A 16,852-nucleotide genomic window follows, 5' to 3' on the forward strand; every position below is an offset into this window, starting at 1 on the left:
CGGGCGCACGCCGAGGGGGCCGGGCAAGGTTGCCCGGCCCCCTCAAGCGTTCCCGCGGCGTGCGCCGCGCCGCTACTTGACCCAGTCGACGTTGACCGGGTAGCGGTACCACTCGCCGCGGTTGGCCGCGGTGCCCGCCAGGATGCCGAACACCACGGCCAGCACCCACAGGACCAGGCTCAGGAGCCCGCCGATGAGGATGAACGACAGCGGGATCGAGATGACGTAGCCGATGGTCAGCAGGATCTGGAAGTTCAGCGCCTGCGCCGACTGGTGGCGGAGGAAGGGCGACTCGTCCTTCTTCACCAAATACATGATCAGCGGGACGAGGAAGCCCAGCACGATCCCGCTGAGGTGGGTCAGGAGCGCCATCGTGCGCTCCTCGGAGTTGGGCTGGCCGGTCGTCGCCGACGACTGGCCGTAGCCCCCGTGGGGCGGGTAGCCGGGGGGCGGATAGCCGCCCTGCTGGTAGCCGCCGGTCTGCTCCTGGTACCCGGGCTGCCCGGGATAGCCGGGCGGACCCTGGTAGCTGCCCGGGTCCTGGTGTCCGGGGTAGCCGGGCGGCGGATATCCGCCGGGCTGTCCGGGGTGGCCGCCGCCCGGGTACCCCGAGGGGTCCTGAGGGGGCGGCGGGTATCCGCCGGAACCGCCGGGGGGCGGATAGCCGCCCGACCGGCCCCCGGAGCCGTCGTCGCGGCCGGTCGGGTCCCCCTGGCCGTAGGGGTCCTCTGGCGGGTTGTTCGGGTACGACATGGTGGTTCCTTCGGGTGGACTCGCTCGGACCGTGCTTCGGGACGGCCTCACTTCAGCAGGCGGATGCTGACCGGGTAGCGGTACCAGGTCCCCTTGTTGGCGCCGTTGGCGCCCATGACCCCGAACACGATCGACACGATCCAGACGACCGCGATGAGGAGGGATCCGATCCAGGACAGTCCTGGGAAGAAGATACCCAGACCGATGAAGACGACCCAGGCGAAGACGTACGGGATCAGCAGCGTGATCTGGAAGTTCGCCGCCTCCGAGGCGTGGTGCCGGACGAACGGCGACTGGTTGCGCTTGGCGAGGTAGACCGCGAGGGGCGGGATCCAGCCGAAGCAGGCGATCACGAAGCCCGAGAGGTGGGCGAGCATGGCCACCAGCGTGCTGTTGTCACCCCCCTGGGCGGGCGGCTGCGGCTGGCCGTAGGCTGCCTGCGCCCCGGGGTACTGCGGCTGCTGGGGATGTCCGTAGGCCTGCGGGTGCTGCGCGTGGTCGGGCTGGGGGGCGTACCCCTGCGGGCCGCCGGCCGGTCGGCCGTAGGGCTGCTGGGGCTGTGCCTGGTGGGGGTGCCCGTAGGGCTGCTGCGCCTGCTGACCGTAGTCCTGGTGGCCCTGGTCGGGCTGCGGGGCGTAGGGGGACTGGCCGCCGGAGGGCTGTCCGTGGCCGGGGTGGGGCTGCTGTCCGTACGCGGGCTGGGCCCCCGAGGGCTGCCCGTACGCGGACTGTTCGCCCGAGGGCTGTCCGTACGGGGGCTGTGCCTGGTCGGGCTGCGGGGCGTAGGGGGACTGGCCGCCGGTCGGCTGTCCGTGGCCGGGGTGGGGCTGCTGTCCGTACGCGGGCTGGGCCCCCGAGGGCTGCCCGTACGCGGGCCCGCCGTAGGGCTGCGGGGGCTGGTGCCCTTGGGCCTGCTGCTCTCCGCCGGGAGGGGCGAAACCGGGCTGTGCCTGGGGCCCGCCGTAGGGCTGCTGGGGCGGTTGTCCGTAGCCGGGCTGTCCGTACGGGGGCTGTGCCTGGTCGGGCTGCGGGGCGTAGGGGGACTGGCCGCCGGAGGGCTGTCCGTGGCCGGGGTGGGGCTGCTGTCCGTACGCGGGCTGTTCGCCCGAGGGCTGCCCGTACCCGGGCTGTGCCTGGTCGGGCTGCGGAGCGTACGGGGACAGGCCGCCCGACGGCTGCCCGTACCCGGGCTGCTGCGGTCGGCCCTCACCCCGGGGGCCGTACTCCTGCTGCCCGCCGTCCGGCTGCCCGGGCTGCCGGTCCTGGTCGGGGTCCTCCGGGGACGGGGGGTTCGTCGGGGTCTCGCTCATGCTCTTCCTTGGCTCCGCTCATGAGTGGCGGTTCTTGTACTTTCGCTCGTACCGACGACCGCGCGGGGCCGGAGGCGGGCGACCGCGGCGCCGGACACCGGGTGTCCGGACCGCGCCCTGGGCAGAATCCTAGGTCCTGGGGCCGTACCGGCGCGAAAACGGCCCGGTCACGGGTGGGCGCCCCGACCCGACGACGGGCCCCGGGGCTCGTCCGGATGGGGCCCCGTGACGAAGTCGATGAGCTCCTCCACGCGTCCGAGCAGCGAGGGCTCCAGATCAGCATAGGTACGGACCGATCCGAGGATCCTGCGCCACGCCTCACCGGTCTCCAGCCGCCACCCGAGGGCCTCGACGACGCCCTCCTTCCAGGGGCGCCCGCGCGGAACCTCCGGCCAGGCCCCGATCCCCACGGCGCCCGGCCGCACCGCCTGCCAGACGTCGACGTAGGGGTGGCCGGCGACCAGCACGTGCTCCCCGCGCACCCGCTCGGCGATCCGGCTCTCCTTGGACCCGGGGACCAGGTGGTCGACGAGGACCCCCAGGCGGCGGCCCGGGCCGGGGGAGAAGTCCGCCACGATCGAGGGCAGGTCGTCGACGCCCTCCAGGAACTCGACGGCGATTCCCTCGACGCGGAGGTCGTGGCCCCAGACCTTCTCCACGAGCTCGGCGTCGTGCGCGCCCTCCACGTAGATCCTGCTCTCACGCGCCGTGCGCGCGGCGGCCCCGGGCACCGCCACCGAGCCGGACGCGCTCCGCAGGGGTCCCCGCGGCGCGGGCGCGGGGCGCACCAGGGTCACGGGTCTCCCGTCGAGCAGGAAGGCGGCCGGGCCGAGGTCGAACACCCTGCGGCGCCCCGCGCGGTCCTCCAGGGTCACGCTGGACCTGTCCCACGTCACGACCGCTCCGCAGAAGGCCTCGTCGGCGTCCTCCACGACCAGGTCCCGACTCAGGGCGACCTCGCGCACGGCCCCCTTGCGGGGCAGCCGCCAGTCGCCTGCGAGCACGTCGCGGCCGTAGCGGCCGGTTCCCTTGGTAGCCACGGTCGTGCAGTCTACTGGGGGAGGGTGTCGGTTCATCCGCGCCGTGGCGCACGTCGCGGCTCCGGAGGGAAGATCCGGCGCCTCCTCCGGTGTTACCGCCGAGGGGTAGCCGTCCGGGTTTGCGGCCGGGCATAGAATTAGCACTGAGGACCCCGGAGTGCCAGGAGGTGGCGAGTTGCTGGACGAGCGCAAGCTCGCTGTCCTGCGAGCGGTCGTGGAGGACTTCGTCAACACGAACGAGCCCGTCGGCTCCAGGGCGCTGGCCGACCGGCACAGGCTCGGGGTCTCTCCCGCGACCATCCGCAACGACATGGTCGCGCTGGAGGAGGACGGGTACATCGCCCAGCCCCACACCAGCGCGGGACGCGTGCCCACGGACAAGGGGTACCGGCTCTTCGTCGACCGGCTCTCCTCCGTCAAGCCCCTGTCGGCGCCGGAGCGCCGCGCCATCGAGTCCTTCCTCGCCGGAGCGGTGGACCTGGACGAGATCGTCGCGCGGACCGTGCGGCTCCTCGCGCAGCTCACCCGCCAGGTCGCGATCGTGCAGTACCCGTCGCTGACCCGTTCCTCGGTCCAGCACGTCGAGCTGGTCCCCCTGGGGGGCCAGCGGGTCATGATGGTCGTGATCACCGACACGGGCAGGGTCGAGCAGCGCGTCATCGACGGCCTCGGCGAGGTCAACGGAACCGCGGTCAACGACCTGCGCTCCATGCTCAACCGCGCCATCTCCGGTCTCCACCTCGGAGAGGTGCCCGACGCGGTTGAGGACCTGCCCGCGCAGGTTCCGCCCGAACACCGCCAGATGGCGGTGGCCGTCCTCTCCGTCCTGCTGGAGAGCCTCGTCGAGCGGCACGAGGAGAAGATCGTCCTCGCGGGGACGGCCAACCTCGCCGCCGTGGACTTCGCCGCCAGCCTGCGGGACGTCCTGGAGGCGCTGGAAGAGAACATGGTCCTCATCCGTTTGCTGGGTGAGGCGAAGGACCCGTCAATGCTCACGGTGCGCATCGGCGCGGAGAACTTCCACGAGGGTCTCCGGTCCACCTCCATCGTCTCGGCCGACTACGGTGTGGGAAACCAGTCGCTCGCCAAGATCGGTGTCGTGGGGCCCACCCGGATGGACTATCCGGGAACAATGGGAGCGGTACGCGCCGTGGCTCGGTATGTCGGACAGATTTTGGCAGGACAGTAACTCAGTGGCCAGAGACTATTACCAGGTTCTCGGGGTGCGTCGCGACGCGTCCAAGGACGAGATCAAGAAGGCGTACCGGAGGCTCGCGCGCGAGCTCCATCCGGACATCAACCCCGACCCCGCGACCCAGGAGCGCTTCAAGGAGGTGACCCAGGCCTACGAGGTCCTCTCCGACGAGAACAAGCGCCGGATGTTCGACATGGGCCAGGACCCCTACGCTCCCGGCGGTGGCGGCGCGGGAGGCTTCGGCGGCGGGGGCGGGTTCGCCTTCGACGACATCATGAACGCCTTCTTCGGCGGCGGCCAGCCCGGCGGGCGCGGCCCCCGGGAACGGGTCCGGCGCGGGCGCAGCATCAAGATCCGGGTCGAACTGGACCTGGTGGAGACCGCGTTCGGGGTCAGCAAGGAGATCACCTTCCCCACCGCGATCCTGTGCGAGACGTGCCAGGGTGAGGGGACCGCGGCCGGTTCGCACCGCACCACGTGCGAGATGTGCCACGGCCAGGGCGAGGTCTCCCAGGTGACGAGGTCCTTCCTGGGCCAGGTCATGACCTCCCGCCCCTGCCCGCAGTGCTCGGGCCAGGGCTCGGTCATCACCAACCCCTGCGGCGACTGCGCGGGGGAGGGCCGGGTGCGCGAGAAGGTCACCCGTACCGTCAAGATCCCGGCCGGCGTCGACGACGGCACCCGGATCCAGCTCGCCGGAGAGGGTGAGGTCGGCCCCAACGGCGGCCCGCGCGGCGACATCATCCTGGAGATCATCCAGCGTCCCCACCCGACCTTCGAGCGGCGCGGCGACGACCTGCACTGCACGGTGACGGTCCCCATGACGGCCGCCGCGCTGGGCGCGTCCTTCGCCTTCGACACCCTGGACGGGACCGAGAACATCGATCTGCGGCCGGGCACCAACTCCGGCCACGTCATCACCCTGTCCAACAAGGGCGTCACGCACCTGGACGGGGGAGGCCGGGGCGACCTGCGCATCCGCGTCGACGTGGAGACCCCGGGCAAGCTCGACGAGGAGCAGGAGAACCTCCTCCGCAAGTTCGCCGAGCTGCGCGGCGAGGACCAGTCCCCGGGGCGGTTCAGCCCCGGGCACGGCGGCCTCTTCGCCAAGCTCCGCGACGCCTTCGGCGCGAAGTGACACCCCCCGTCTTCCTGGTCGGGACCGCCGCACTGGCGGCCGACCGGGTGACGGTGGACGGCCCCGAGGGGCACCACGCCGCGGTCGTGCGGCGCATCAGGGAGGGCGAGACCGTCGACCTGTCCGACGGTCTCGGCCTGCGTGCCCGGTGCACGGTGTCCGCCGTGGGCAGGGACCACGTCGTCTGCACGGTGGTGGAGCGCCGGGAGGAACCCGCGCCGCGTCCCCGCCTGACCGTGGTCCAGGCGCTGCCCAAGGGCGACCGCGGCGAACTGGCCGTGGAGATGATGACCGAGGCCGGGGTGGACACGATCGTGCCCTGGGCCGCCGAGCGCTCCGTCACCCGCTGGAAGGGCGACCGGGCGGCCAAGGCGCTGGCCAAGTGGCGCGCCACCGCGAGGGAGTCGGCCAAGCAGGCGCGGCGGGGGCGGCTGCCCCTGGTCGAGGACCTCGCGGACCGGTCCGCCGTGGCCGGGCTGCTGGCCGGAGCCGACCTGGGCGTGGTCCTGCACGAGGACGGTGCCGGACGCCTGGCCGAACTGGACCTGCCCTCGGGCGACGGTCCGGGGATCGTCGTGGTGGTCGGCCCCGAGGGAGGGTTCTCCGACGCCGAGCTCGACGCGTTCACCGCGGCGGGCGCCGTGCGGGCCCTGCTGGGACCGAGCGTGCTGCGCACCTCCACCGCTGGGGTCGCCGCCCTGGCGGTGCTCCAGGCGCGCACCGGGCGCTGGTAGCGGCGAGGGGCACGGGGCCGGGAGCGGGCACACCGCCGACGGAACGACGGAGGCGGCCGGGGGGATCCCCCCGGCCGCCTCCGTCGTCGGTCCCGGCGCACCGGGCCCGCGTGTCACTCCCCGGGCACGGCCCGGTTGCTGGTGGCGTCGCCGCCGGTGCTGCCGGAACCGCCGCTGGAGGTCTCCTCACCGCCGCCGCCGGCCCCCTCGTCCCCGCCGCCGGTGCCGGGGGCCTCCCCGCCACCGCCGCTGCCGCTCTCGTCACCGCCGCCGGCCTCGCCGTCGGTCGGCTCCTCGCTCGGGTCGCACTCCTCCTCGGAGGCGGAGGCGCCGCCGTCCTTCTCCTCCGCGGAGGCGCTGGGGGAGGGCGCCGGCCCGTCCGCGGGGGGAGAACAGGTGGACGCGGTCTCGACGCCCTCCTCGGCCGGGTCCTCGTCCTCGCCGGAGCTGGGTGAGCTCTCGGGGTCCCGAGGCGGCTCCGCCGGCTGCTGCGTGCTCCCCTCGGTGGAGTCGGAGGACGGGTCGGGGGCGGCCACGCCGCCGCCGTCCGCGTCGTGCTCGGGAGGGGCGCCGTGGCGATCGGCCCCCGCCGGGACGAACTCCAGCACCTGGTCGCGGACCTGGGGGCTGGACACGACCACGGAGGCGGCGATCATCACGGCCCCCGCCACCGCCGCCACCGGTCGTAGCCAGGGCAGGCCGAACCAGGCGAAGCCGCGGTTGCGCTCGGTGCGCTCGCGGATCAGGTTCAGGGCCTCCGGAGAGGGCTCCACCGTGCTCGCCTCGGCCATGAGGACCTGGCGCAGCCGGTCCTCGAAGGCGTCGTCGGTCGGATCTGTCGGACCGGTCATGTCGTCTGCTCCAGAACAGAGCGGAGCGAGGAGATGCCACGGGACGTGTGGCTCTTCACCGCGCCCCGGCTGATCCCCATGGCGTCCGCGATCTGAGCCTCTGACAGGTCGCCGTAGTACCGGAGCACGATGGCCTCTCGCTGACGGGTGGGTAGTTTGCGCAGGGCACGGATGACCGCCTCCCGCTCCAACAGGTTCAGGGCGCCGTGTTCGGCACTGGGGGCGTCGGGGAGGGCCTTGGGGGCGTGCTTCTCCACCACCGCCCGGTGGCGGAGCACGGACCGGGCCTTGTTCACCACCGCCTGGCGGAGGTAGGACAGGGCCTTGTTCGGATCGCGCAGCCGGCGCCAGGCGCCGTGCATCGCGACGAACGAGTCCTGAACGACTTCCTCCGCGGTCGCGTGGTCGCGGACGAGAAGGGATGCGAGCCGAACGAGCGGACGGTAGTGCTCCCTGTAGAGCTCCGTCACGGCGTGGTCGGCGTCCCACTCCACCGAGAGCGGGGCCGTGGGGGCTCCGGCCACCATGGTTTCTGTCGTCACGTCAGTTCGACGCACACCCTTGTCGCGGGGTTTACGAAAGGGCATACCTCTTCTTTTCCAGGTAGACGCGCGTTTCATTCCGAACACGTGGGTACCGGGCCGGGGCGGACGTTTCCGACGACCCGACGCGCACGGGTGGAAAGCCTATCGCGCCTGGGACGGAGGCCGTTGCCGAACGGGCTCCCGGACCGCGGCCGGCGGCCTTCCCGGGATGGGCCGCCCGGCGCCGACCTGCGGCATCATGGTCCGGGACAACCCCCAGACGGCGGCCGTTCCGGCGGCCGCGAACACACCACGGAGGTTCGCGATGGCCCATGAGGACTGCCTCTTCTGCAAGATCGTGAAGGGGGAGGTGCCCGCCGAGATCGTCCGGGAGGGCGAGCGGACCCTCGCCTTCCGCGACATCAACCCCCAGGCGCCCACGCACGTGCTGATCGTCCCGCGCGACCACCACCCCGACGCCGCCGCCGCTGCCGCCGCCGGCGCCGGGCTGCTGGACGAGATCGTCCGGGACGCACACGAGGTCGCCGTGGCCGAGGGCGTCGCCGACACCGGGTACCGCCTGGTGTTCAACACCGGCAGCGGGGCCGGGCAGACGGTCTTCCACCTCCACGGCCACCTCCTGGGCGGCCGCGGCCTCAACTGGCCCCCCGGGTAGGGGCCGGTCCCGGGCCCCGGACCGTTCCGGACAGGGCGCGGGCCCGGACCGCCCGGGACCCGCGCCCGGCCGCTGCCGGAACCGGCCCCGTCAGGCCCCGCGCGGCCCCGTCCACAGGCGCCGAATAACCCATCGAGCGGGGCGGGGACGCCTTGGTAGACTCGGGGTGTGGGCTTCCAGAGCCCGGTGGGACTCCTGTGGAACACCGGCGCGGAGCCCCGCCCGGCGCCCCGCACGGTGCCGGGGTCGTCCAGGAGACGCCGCGCCCGTCCAGGCGGGCGGCGCCCGAGCGAAGGGTAGGACAGCGGCCGCAAGGCCACACCATGGCCGAGACAACGCACACGCACCCGCGACGGGACACTCAGGTCAAGGTCGTGGTGCCCGACGAGCACACGATGATCAGCCTGCTGGGCTCGGGGGACGAACTCCTCAGGGCGTTGGAGCGGGCCTTCGAGAGCGACATCCACGTCCGAGGCAACGAGTTCACCATCAGCGGGACCCCCGAGGAGACCGCCGTGGTGGTCCGTCTCGTCGAGGAGCTGATCGAACTCGCCAAGAGCGGCACGCACGTCACCCCCGACACCATCGAGCGCATGGTCCACATGCTGGCGGCGCCCGGTTCGGAGCGGCCCGCGGACGTGCTCACGACCAACATCCTGTCCAACCGCGGCAAGACCATCCGGCCCAAGACGCTCAACCAGAAGCGCTACGTCGACACCATCGACCGCAGCACCGTGGTGTTCGGCATCGGCCCGGCGGGCACCGGCAAGACCTACCTGGCCATGGCCAAGGCGGTCAAGGCGCTCCAGGACAAAGAGGTCAACCGGATCATCCTCACCCGTCCCGCGGTGGAGGCCGGTGAGCGGCTGGGCTTCCTGCCGGGCACGCTCTACGACAAGATCGACCCCTACCTGCGTCCCCTCTACGACGCCCTGCACGACATGCTCGACCCCGATTCCATCCCCAAGCTGATGGCCGCCGGGACGATCGAGGTCGCGCCCCTGGCGTACATGCGGGGCCGGACCCTGAACGACTCCTTCATCATCCTGGACGAGGCGCAGAACACCTCGCCCGAGCAGATGAAGATGTTCCTGACGCGCCTGGGCTTCGGCTCCAGGATCGTGGTCACCGGTGACGTCACCCAGGTGGACCTGCCCGGCGGGCAGGCCAGCGGGCTGCGGACCATCGAGACGATCCTGAGTGACATCGACGACATCGCCTTCTGCCGGCTCACCAGCGAGGACGTCGTCAGGCACAAGCTCGTCGGCAAGATCGTCGACGCCTACGGGCGTTACGACGCCGTCCAGAACGACCGTCAGGGCGACCGCAGGGGGGACCGCCGTCGCGCCGGGGGCGGCCGCGACCGGGGCCCGTCCCCGCGCGACGAGCCCTCCGACACCCCGAAGGACCCGGGGACGGGGAGCACCCGCCCCGGGGAGCGGGCAGACTGAGGTAGTACGGCGTTCGCACCGGTGGGTCCGTGAGCATGCGGGCCCACCGGTTCGGGTGTCCCGGGTGAGGGCCGCAGACGGCGCACCCACCGGCCGGGCGCGCCGCCCGGCCGCGACGATTCCAAGTGAGGCAGCCGCAACCGATGAGTATCGACGTCGCCAACGAGTCCGGCGTCACCGCAGTGGACGAGGAGCGACTCTCCCGCCTGGCCCGGCACGTGCTCGACGCCATGCGCGTCCACCCCCTGGCCGAGCTGTCCGTCGTGCTGGTGGACGAGGGGCCGATGACCGACCTGCACGTGCGGTGGATGGACGAACCGGGCCCCACCGACGTGCTCTCCTTCCCGATGGACGAGCTGCGCCCCGGCGGCCCGGGGCGCACCAGCGAGCCCGGCGTCCTCGGTGACGTGATCATCTGTCCGCAGGTGGCCGAGCGCCAGGCCGAGAAGGCCGGGCACAGTACACAGGCGGAGATCGACCTGCTCTGCACCCACGGCATCCTCCACCTGCTGGGCTACGACCACGCCGAACCGGAGGAGCACAAGGAGATGTTCGGCCTCCAGGGCGAGATCCTCGCAGCCTGGCGTGAGCGGGAGTCCGCCGGGTCCGCGAAGGACGAGAGCTCCTGATGAGACCCCTGATGTGGCCCGACGTCGCCCCCATGACCACGGGGGAGCCCGCCGAGTGGATCACCGCCTTCGTGATCGCGCTGGTGCTGACCGCGGTGGCCGGGTTCCTGGTGGCGGCGGAGGTCGCCATCACGCGAGTCATGTCGGTGGGCCTTCCCGAGGCGACCGGTCCGGAGCGGGCGGCCAGGGCCGACCGCCGCTGGGGCAGGGTCGCCGCCGACCCGACGCGCCACCTCAACGCGCTGCTGTTCCTGCGCGTGGTGTGCGAGGTGTGCGCGGTCATCGCGGCGGCCATGGGGATGGTGTTCCTCCTGGGGCTGGGGTGGCCCGCCCTGCTGCTGACCGCGGTGGCGATGGTCGTCGTGGAGTCCGTGCTGATCGCCATAGCACCGCGCATCCTCGGCCGCCAGTTCGCCGGGCAGTTCGCCCGCGCGAGCGCGGCGGTGGTCTACCCGGTCCAGGTCGTGGTGGGTCCGCTCGCCCAGCTCCTGGTGGGCGCGGGGCGCGCGATCACGCCGCGGGGCAAGGGCGACCGCGAGGGGCCGTTCAGCACCGAGGTGGAGCTGCGCCAGCTGGTCGACCTGGCGGAGCAGGGGGAGGTGATCGACGCCGAGGAGCGGCAGATGATCCACTCCGTCTTCAAACTCGACGACACCTCCGTGCGCGAGGTCATGGTGCCCCGCCCCGACATCGTGTTCACGAGCCGCGACGCCGACGCCGACGCGGTCCTCACCCTGGCGCTGGGGAGCGGGTACTCGCGCATCCCCGTGACCGGCGAGGACGAGGACGACGTCGTCGGCATCGTCTACCTCAAGGACCTGGTGGACCAGCTCCGCGACCGCTGGGCGGCGTCCGCGGGCAGTGCCGGGGCGGAGGTGCCGCTCACCGCCGGCGACGTGATGCGCACGGCGTCCTACGTGCCCGACACCAAGCCCATCGACGAGCTGCTCCGCGAGATGCAGCAGCAGCGCAACCACGTCGCGGTGGCCATCGACGAGTACGGCGGAACGGCCGGGCTCGTCACGCTGGAGGACATCGTGGAGGAGATCGTCGGGGAGATCACCGACGAGTACGACCACGAGATCCCGCCGGTGGTCTGGCTGGACGACGGCAGTGTGCGGGTGACGGCCCGCCTGCCCCTGGGCGAGCTCGACGAGCTCTTTCCCGACCAGGACCTCGACGTGCCCGACGTGGAGACCGTCGGCGGACTCGTGGCGTTCGTGCTGGGCCGGGTGCCGGTCGGCGGGGCCCGGGCCGAATACGCTGGACTGAGGCTCACCCTGGAGGGCAAGAGCAGCCGCCGCAACCGGATGACCACGGTCCTGGTGGAGCGACTGCCCGAAGAGGGGGCCGGGGCGCCGGACGACCGGGGCCGCAACGAGGACGTAAGGAGCACGGACCAGTGACGGAGACGACGGGGCTCGGCCCCGAGGACGGCAAGCTCATCACCCTCGCGCGGGCCTCCCGGGCCCGCAACGCGGCGGCGGAGGGCGCTGCGGTGCGCGACGAGACGGGACGCACGTACGTGGCCACGACGGTGTCGCTGCCCTCCCTCCGGCTGACGGCGCTCCAGGCGGCCGTGGCCGCGGCCGCCTCCAGCGAGGCCTCCGCGCTGGAGGCCGCGGTGGTCGTCACCGAGGCCAAGGAACTGACCGAGGACGACCGCGCGGTGGCGGACGACCTGAAGACCCAGGTGGTGGTGATCGCCGCCCCTGACGGGGTGCCCGCGAGCATCACCCGGCGCTGAGAAGGACCCATGAACGACCTCGACCTCGAGAAGCTGCGCGTCCCGCTGCCGGCCCCCTCCCACCCGGAGGGTTTCCGCAGCGGCTTCGCCTGCTTCGTGGGCCGCCCGAACGTGGGCAAGTCCACGCTGATGAACGCGCTGGTCGGGCAGAAGGTGGCGATCACCAGCAACCGGCCGCAGACCACGCGGCGCACGGTGCGCGGTATCGTCCACAGGCCCGGTTCCCAGCTGATCATCGTGGACACCCCGGGCCTGCACAAGCCCCGCACCCTGCTGGGCGAGAGGCTGGACTCGCTGGTGCGGTCCACCCTGGTCGAGGTGGACGTGATCGCCTTCTGCCTGCCCGCGAACGAGCCGATCGGCCGGGGCGACACCTACATCGCCAAGGAGCTGGCGGAACAGCGCAACACCCCGGTGGTCGCCCTGGTCACCAAGACCGACCTGGTCGACAAGGAGGCCGTGGGCAAGCACCTGATGGCGGTGGACGAGCTGGGCGACTGGGCCGACATCGTCCCGGTGTCCGCGCAGGGCGCGTTCCAGCTCGACACCGTCACCGACGTGCTGTCCTCGCACCTGCCGGAGGGGCCGCCGCTGTACCCGGACGGCGACCTGACCGACGAGCCTGACGAGATGCTCGTGGCGGAGCTGGTCCGCGAGGCCGCACTGGAGGGCGTGCGCGACGAGCTGCCGCACTCCATCGCCGTGGTCGTGGACGAGATGTTCCAGCGGGAGAACACCCGGCCGGGCAAGGAGCTGGTGGACATCTACGCGTCGCTGTACGTGGAGCGCCCCAGCCAGAAGGCCATCGTCATCGGCTCGAAGGGCTCGCGCCTGCGCGACGTGGGCTCACGGGCCCGCAAGCAGATCGAGGGCCTGCTGGGCCAGCGGGTGTTCCTCGACCTGCGGGTGCGCGTGGCCAAGGACTGGCAGCGCGACCCCAAGCAGCTGCGCAAGCTGGGCTTCGACCAGCAGACGTAGCGACCCGTGCGGAAGGGGCGGACCGGCCGGTCCGCCCCTTCCGCCGTTCCCGGGCCGGGTCAGGACTGGTTGTTGAGGTCCGTGGCGAGCATGGTCGCGCAGTGCTGCACGATGGGCGCGGCGCGCTCCACGAACTCCCAGCTGACGCGGGCCTCCGGACCGGAGACGGACACGGCCATGCCCGACGGGGCGCCCGCGACCGGGACCGCGACGCACCGCACCCCGATCTCCTGTTCGCCGTCGTCGATGGCGAACCCCTGGTCGCGGACCCTGTGCAGCTCGGTGACGAACCGCTCGGGCTCGGTGATGGTGCGGTCGGTGGCCGCGGGCATCCCGGTGCGGCGCACCGTGGCCAGGGCCTCCTCGTCGCTCAGCTGGGAGAGCAGGGCCTTGCCCACCCCGGCGGAGTGCGGCAGCACGCGGCGGCCGACCTCCGTGAACATGCGCATGGCGTGCGGCGAGGGGACCTGCGCCACGTAGATGACCTTGTCGCCGTCCAGCATGGCCAGGTTCGCGGTCTCCCCGAGGTCCTCCACGAGCTGGGCCAGGTGCGGCCTGGCCCAGGTCCCGAGCATCTGGGAGGCCTTGTCGCCCAGGCCGATGAGCCGGGGGCCGAGTGCGTAGCGGCGGGAGGGGAGCTGGCGCACGTACCCGTTGCCCACCAGGGTGCGGATGATGCGGTGGATGGTCGGGAGCGGGAGGCCGGAGGACTCGGCCAGCTGGCTCAGCGAGGTCTCGCCGCCCGCCTCCGCCATGATCTCCAGCAGGGAGAAGGCGCGGTCGAGCGACTGCACACCACCGGAGCGTTCGCGTTTGCCCGCTTCGTCGGTGACTAGAGAGGTCTGTGGGACTGACAACGGACGCGCTCCCGTGGGCTGTGGCGTGGGTTCAGGCTCTTGCTTCTGCGATACGAAAAAGGGTTCTCGGCATCAGTGTCTTCTATAGCACGGGCGAAACCGGCTGTCCGGGTGTTCTGGGGCCGCTGTGATCCGGGCGGTCCGGACTTCCCCATGGTCTCTCTTGTTCTTCCGGATTGCAAAAGTTAGCATCCACGATAGGAAAAACATCGCTTCGGAGAGGACACACACGTGGAAGAGGACCGGTCCGAAAGCCGTCGCCCGGCGCCCGATCTCGCCCTGGACGTGCTCACCGCGGGGCTGAACGCGCGCCTCGCCGACGCGGACGCCAGGCTCGCCCTCGCCTACCCCGGCTCCTCCGGGGCCCGGCAGCCGGTGCACACCGTGTACGTCCCGGCGGACCGGGTGCGGCCCGGCCTCGCGGCCGAGTGGGGGAAGGACGCCGCGGCCTCGCTGGCCGAGTACGCGCCGACGGCCGCGGACCTGGCGGAGGCGACGGGGACCGACGTGGCCGCCGTGGCCGAGATCCTCCCCCGGCTGGGGGACAAGCTGGCCGCCGAGCCCGTCGAGGACCTGCGCGCCGACCTGGAGGACGGCTACGGGGACCGGGGCGACGAGGCCGAGGACGCCGACGTCGTGTCCGCGGCCCGTGCCCTCTCGGCCGACCTCGCCGCGGGGCAGGCCCCGCCCCACTTCGGCATCCGCATGAAGGGGATGGAGGCCGCCGGGCGGGCCCGAGGCGCCCGCAGTCTCGCCCTCTTCCTGGTCACGCTCATGGAGGAGAACGGGGGGCTTCCCGCCAACCTGGTCCTCACCCTGCCCAAGATCACCTCGGTGGAGCAGGTCGAGGCCATGGTGTGGCTCACCGACGAGCTGGAGGAGCGCCTCGGCCTGGAGGCCGGGAGGCTGCGCTTCGAGCTCCAGATCGAGACCCCCCAGTCGATCCTGCTCCCCGACGGGACCGCCGCGGTCGCCCGCATGATCCACGCCGGGCAGGGCCGGGTCAGCGCCCTCCACTACGGGACCTACGACTACAGCGCCGCGTGCGGGGTCACCGCCGCGTACCAGAGCATGGCCCATCCGGTCGCCGACCACGCCAAGGCCGTCATGCAGGTGGCGGCGGCCGGCACGGGCGTGTGGCTGTCGGACGGGTCCACCAACGTGCTGCCCGTCGGCTCCCCGGAGGAGGTGCGCTCCGCGTGGGGACTGCACGCCTCCCTGGTCCGCCGATCCCTGGAACGCGGGTTCTACCAGGGGTGGGACCTGCACCCGCACCAGCTCGTCACCCGCTACCTGGCCACCTACGCCTTCTACCGGGAGGCCTTCGCCCCCGCCGCCACCCGCCTGCGCGCCTACCTCGGCGCCGTCGCGGGAGGGGTGCTGGACGAGCCGGCCACCGCCCAGGCCCTCGCCGCGGCCCTGGTCAGCGGGGTGCGCTGCGGGGCACTGGACGAGGCCGAGGTGGCCGAGGCGTCCGGGGCCGACACCGCGACCCTGGTCGGACTGGCCACACGACGCGTCGGACAGGAGTAGGGACACATGACGCGACACGATCTCGCCGTACGCGCCCGCAGAGCCGTCACCCCCGAGGGGGAGCGGCCCGTCACCGTCGGGGTGCGCGACGGCCGCGTGGTGGACGTCCTCGTCGGGGACCGGGCGCCGCTGATCGCCCGCAGGGAGATCACCCTCGCCGAGGACGAGGTGCTCCTGCCCGGGCTGGTCGACACCCATGTGCACGTCAACGAACCGGGGCGCACCGAGTGGGAGGGGTTCGCCTCGGCCACCGGGGCCGCCGCCCTGGGCGGCGTCACGACCCTGCTCGACATGCCGCTGAACAGCGTGCCCCCCACCACCACCGTCGCGGGCCTGGACGCCAAGCGGGCCGCGGCCGAGGGCAAGCTCGCCGTGGACGTGGGCTTCTGGGGCGGGGCCGTTCCCGAGAACAGCCGCCCCGGGGACACGAAGGAGCTGACCGCGCTCTGGGAGAGGGGCGTCTTCGGCTTCAAGGCCTTCCTGTCCCCGTCCGGGGTGGACGAGTTCGGCCACCTCTCCCCGGAGGAGCTGCTGACGGCGGCGGAGGCCGTCGGGGAGTTCGGCGGCAGGATCATCGTGCACGCCGAGGACCCGGCCGTGCTGGAGACCGCCCCGCCGGCCTCCGGGCGCGACTACGCGGACTTCCTGGCGTCGCGCCCCGACACCGCCGAGCACGCGGCGATCGCCAGGGTGATCGAGGTGGCGCGGCGCACGGGCACCGGGGCGCACATCCTGCACCTGTCCAGCGCCTCGGCGCTCCCGCTGATCGCGCAGGCCCGGGCGGACGGTGTTCCGCTCACGGTGGAGACCTGCCCGCACTACCTCACCCTGGAGGCCGAGGCGGTGCCCGCCGGGGCCACCCAGTTCAAGTGCTGCCCGCCCATCCGGGACTCCGCCAACAGGGACCTCCTGTGGAGGGCGCTCCGGGACGGGCTGATCGACTGCGTGGTCAGCGACCACTCACCGAGCACCCCCGACCTGAAGGACCTGGACACCGGCGACTTCGGGACCGCCTGGGGAGGGGTCTCGGGGCTCCAGGTGGGCTTCGCCGCCGTGTGGACGGAGGCGCGCCGCCGCGGCGTGGACCTGGCGGACGTGGTGCGCTGGATGTCCTCGGCGCCCGCGCGGGTCGCCGGGGTGCGCAACAAGGGCGCGATCAGGGTGGGCCACGACGCCGACTTCGCGGTCGTCGCCCCCGAGGAGTCCTTCCGGGTGGACGTGCGCGCGCTCCGGCACCGCAACCCGGTGAGCCCCTACGACGGCGCCGACCTCGTGGGGCGCGTGCGGCGCACCGTCCTGCGCGGCGAGGACGTCGGCCCGTCCGGCGCGGCCGGGCGGATGCTGCTCCGGGACTGAGCCGGCCCCCGGGGCCGGCGGTCCGAGGGGGCCGCCCCCGTCCCTCCCCGTTCCGGGGCCGGGGCGGGGCGGCCCCCTCG

17 protein-coding genes are annotated in these 16,852 nt (G+C 72.8%); 11 read left to right on the forward strand and 6 right to left on the reverse strand.

Annotated elements, in window-relative coordinates; all coding sequences use genetic code 11:
- Positions 1-72 precede the first annotated feature (72 nt).
- The 3 genes from ACFQBR_RS01100 to ACFQBR_RS01110 form a co-directional block, all read right to left on the reverse strand.
- Complete coding sequence (locus ACFQBR_RS01100) at positions 73-753, reverse strand: DUF4870 domain-containing protein (protein ID WP_344180854.1); 681 nt, start codon at positions 751-753, stop codon at positions 73-75.
- A 47-nt stretch (positions 754-800) separates the two neighbouring features.
- A complete protein-coding gene (locus ACFQBR_RS01105) occupies positions 801-1,130 on the reverse strand; it encodes a DUF4870 domain-containing protein (RefSeq protein WP_267950475.1) in 330 nt (109 codons plus the stop codon).
- 1,100 nt (positions 1,131-2,230) lie between these two features.
- The gene (locus ACFQBR_RS01110; protein ID WP_344180852.1) at positions 2,231-3,103 is read right to left on the reverse strand and encodes a DUF3097 domain-containing protein; all 873 of its coding nucleotides are present in this window, start codon (positions 3,101-3,103) and stop codon (positions 2,231-2,233) included.
- 175 nt (positions 3,104-3,278) lie between these two features.
- On the opposite strand from ACFQBR_RS01110, the gene hrcA reads away from it, so the two are divergent.
- From hrcA to ACFQBR_RS01125, 3 genes are read left to right on the forward strand one after another with little or no spacing between them, the layout of a single operon-like run.
- On the forward strand, positions 3,279-4,292 hold the full coding sequence (gene hrcA, locus ACFQBR_RS01115) for a heat-inducible transcriptional repressor HrcA (protein WP_267950474.1): 1,014 nt from the start codon (positions 3,279-3,281) through the stop codon (positions 4,290-4,292).
- Between the two features lie 4 nt (positions 4,293-4,296).
- On the forward strand, positions 4,297-5,436 hold the full coding sequence (gene dnaJ / locus ACFQBR_RS01120) for a molecular chaperone DnaJ (protein WP_267945986.1): 1,140 nt from the start codon (positions 4,297-4,299) through the stop codon (positions 5,434-5,436).
- Positions 5,433-6,170, forward strand: coding sequence for a 16S rRNA (uracil(1498)-N(3))-methyltransferase (locus ACFQBR_RS01125; RefSeq protein WP_344180850.1), 738 nt, complete (start codon positions 5,433-5,435; stop codon positions 6,168-6,170). Before dnaJ ends, ACFQBR_RS01125 begins: the two co-directional genes overlap by 4 nt.
- 113 nt (positions 6,171-6,283) lie before the next feature.
- On the opposite strand, the gene ACFQBR_RS01130 is transcribed toward ACFQBR_RS01125, so the two are convergent.
- Both ACFQBR_RS01130 and ACFQBR_RS01135 read right to left on the reverse strand, forming a co-directional pair.
- Positions 6,284-7,021: a hypothetical protein gene (locus tag ACFQBR_RS01130; RefSeq protein WP_344180848.1), complete on the reverse strand. Its 738-nt coding sequence runs from the start codon at positions 7,019-7,021 to the stop codon at positions 6,284-6,286.
- Positions 7,018-7,548: a SigE family RNA polymerase sigma factor gene (locus ACFQBR_RS01135; protein WP_267950473.1), complete on the reverse strand. Its 531-nt coding sequence runs from the start codon at positions 7,546-7,548 to the stop codon at positions 7,018-7,020. Before ACFQBR_RS01135 ends, ACFQBR_RS01130 begins: the two co-directional genes overlap by 4 nt.
- A gap of 322 nt (positions 7,549-7,870) precedes the next feature.
- Between ACFQBR_RS01135 and ACFQBR_RS01140 the strand changes: the two genes are divergently transcribed.
- The 6 genes from ACFQBR_RS01140 (at position 7,871) to era (ending at position 13,026) form a co-directional block, all read left to right on the forward strand.
- Positions 7,871-8,221 carry a histidine triad nucleotide-binding protein gene (locus ACFQBR_RS01140; protein WP_267945983.1) on the forward strand — a complete coding sequence of 117 codons (351 nt, stop codon included), beginning with the start codon at positions 7,871-7,873 and terminating at the stop codon, positions 8,219-8,221.
- A gap of 323 nt (positions 8,222-8,544) precedes the next feature.
- Positions 8,545-9,672 (forward strand): PhoH family protein, encoded by a 1,128-nt coding sequence (locus ACFQBR_RS01145; RefSeq protein ID WP_344180846.1) that lies wholly within the window; start codon positions 8,545-8,547, stop codon positions 9,670-9,672.
- A gap of 143 nt (positions 9,673-9,815) precedes the next feature.
- Complete coding sequence (gene ybeY, locus ACFQBR_RS01150) at positions 9,816-10,301, forward strand: rRNA maturation RNase YbeY (protein WP_267945981.1); 486 nt, start codon at positions 9,816-9,818, stop codon at positions 10,299-10,301.
- Positions 10,301-11,707, forward strand: a complete 1,407-nt coding sequence (locus ACFQBR_RS01155) for a hemolysin family protein (RefSeq protein WP_344180844.1) — start codon at positions 10,301-10,303, stop codon at positions 11,705-11,707. Before ybeY ends, ACFQBR_RS01155 begins: the two co-directional genes overlap by 1 nt.
- Complete coding sequence (locus tag ACFQBR_RS01160) at positions 11,704-12,048, forward strand: cytidine deaminase (protein ID WP_267945979.1); 345 nt, start codon at positions 11,704-11,706, stop codon at positions 12,046-12,048. Before ACFQBR_RS01155 ends, ACFQBR_RS01160 begins: the two co-directional genes overlap by 4 nt.
- Before the next feature lie 9 nt (positions 12,049-12,057).
- On the forward strand, positions 12,058-13,026 hold the full coding sequence (gene era / locus ACFQBR_RS01165) for a GTPase Era (protein ID WP_267945978.1): 969 nt from the start codon (positions 12,058-12,060) through the stop codon (positions 13,024-13,026).
- A 59-nt stretch (positions 13,027-13,085) separates the two neighbouring features.
- Here the strand turns inward: era and ACFQBR_RS01170 are convergent, their stop codons facing one another.
- Positions 13,086-13,820: an IclR family transcriptional regulator gene (locus ACFQBR_RS01170; protein WP_267945977.1), complete on the reverse strand. Its 735-nt coding sequence runs from the start codon at positions 13,818-13,820 to the stop codon at positions 13,086-13,088.
- A gap of 294 nt (positions 13,821-14,114) precedes the next feature.
- On the opposite strand from ACFQBR_RS01170, the gene ACFQBR_RS01175 reads away from it, so the two are divergent.
- Both ACFQBR_RS01175 and allB read left to right on the forward strand, forming a co-directional pair.
- Positions 14,115-15,416 carry a DUF6986 family protein gene (locus ACFQBR_RS01175; protein WP_344180842.1) on the forward strand — a complete coding sequence of 434 codons (1,302 nt, stop codon included), beginning with the start codon at positions 14,115-14,117 and terminating at the stop codon, positions 15,414-15,416.
- 6 nt (positions 15,417-15,422) lie between these two features.
- Positions 15,423-16,772 carry an allantoinase AllB gene (allB, locus tag ACFQBR_RS01180; RefSeq protein WP_344180840.1) on the forward strand — a complete coding sequence of 450 codons (1,350 nt, stop codon included), beginning with the start codon at positions 15,423-15,425 and terminating at the stop codon, positions 16,770-16,772.
- Positions 16,773-16,852: the final 80 nt, after the last annotated feature.

The sequence above is a fragment of the Nocardiopsis tropica genome (assembly GCF_042660575.1).
Taxonomy (GTDB): Bacteria; Actinomycetota; Actinomycetes; order Streptosporangiales; family Streptosporangiaceae; genus Nocardiopsis; species Nocardiopsis tropica.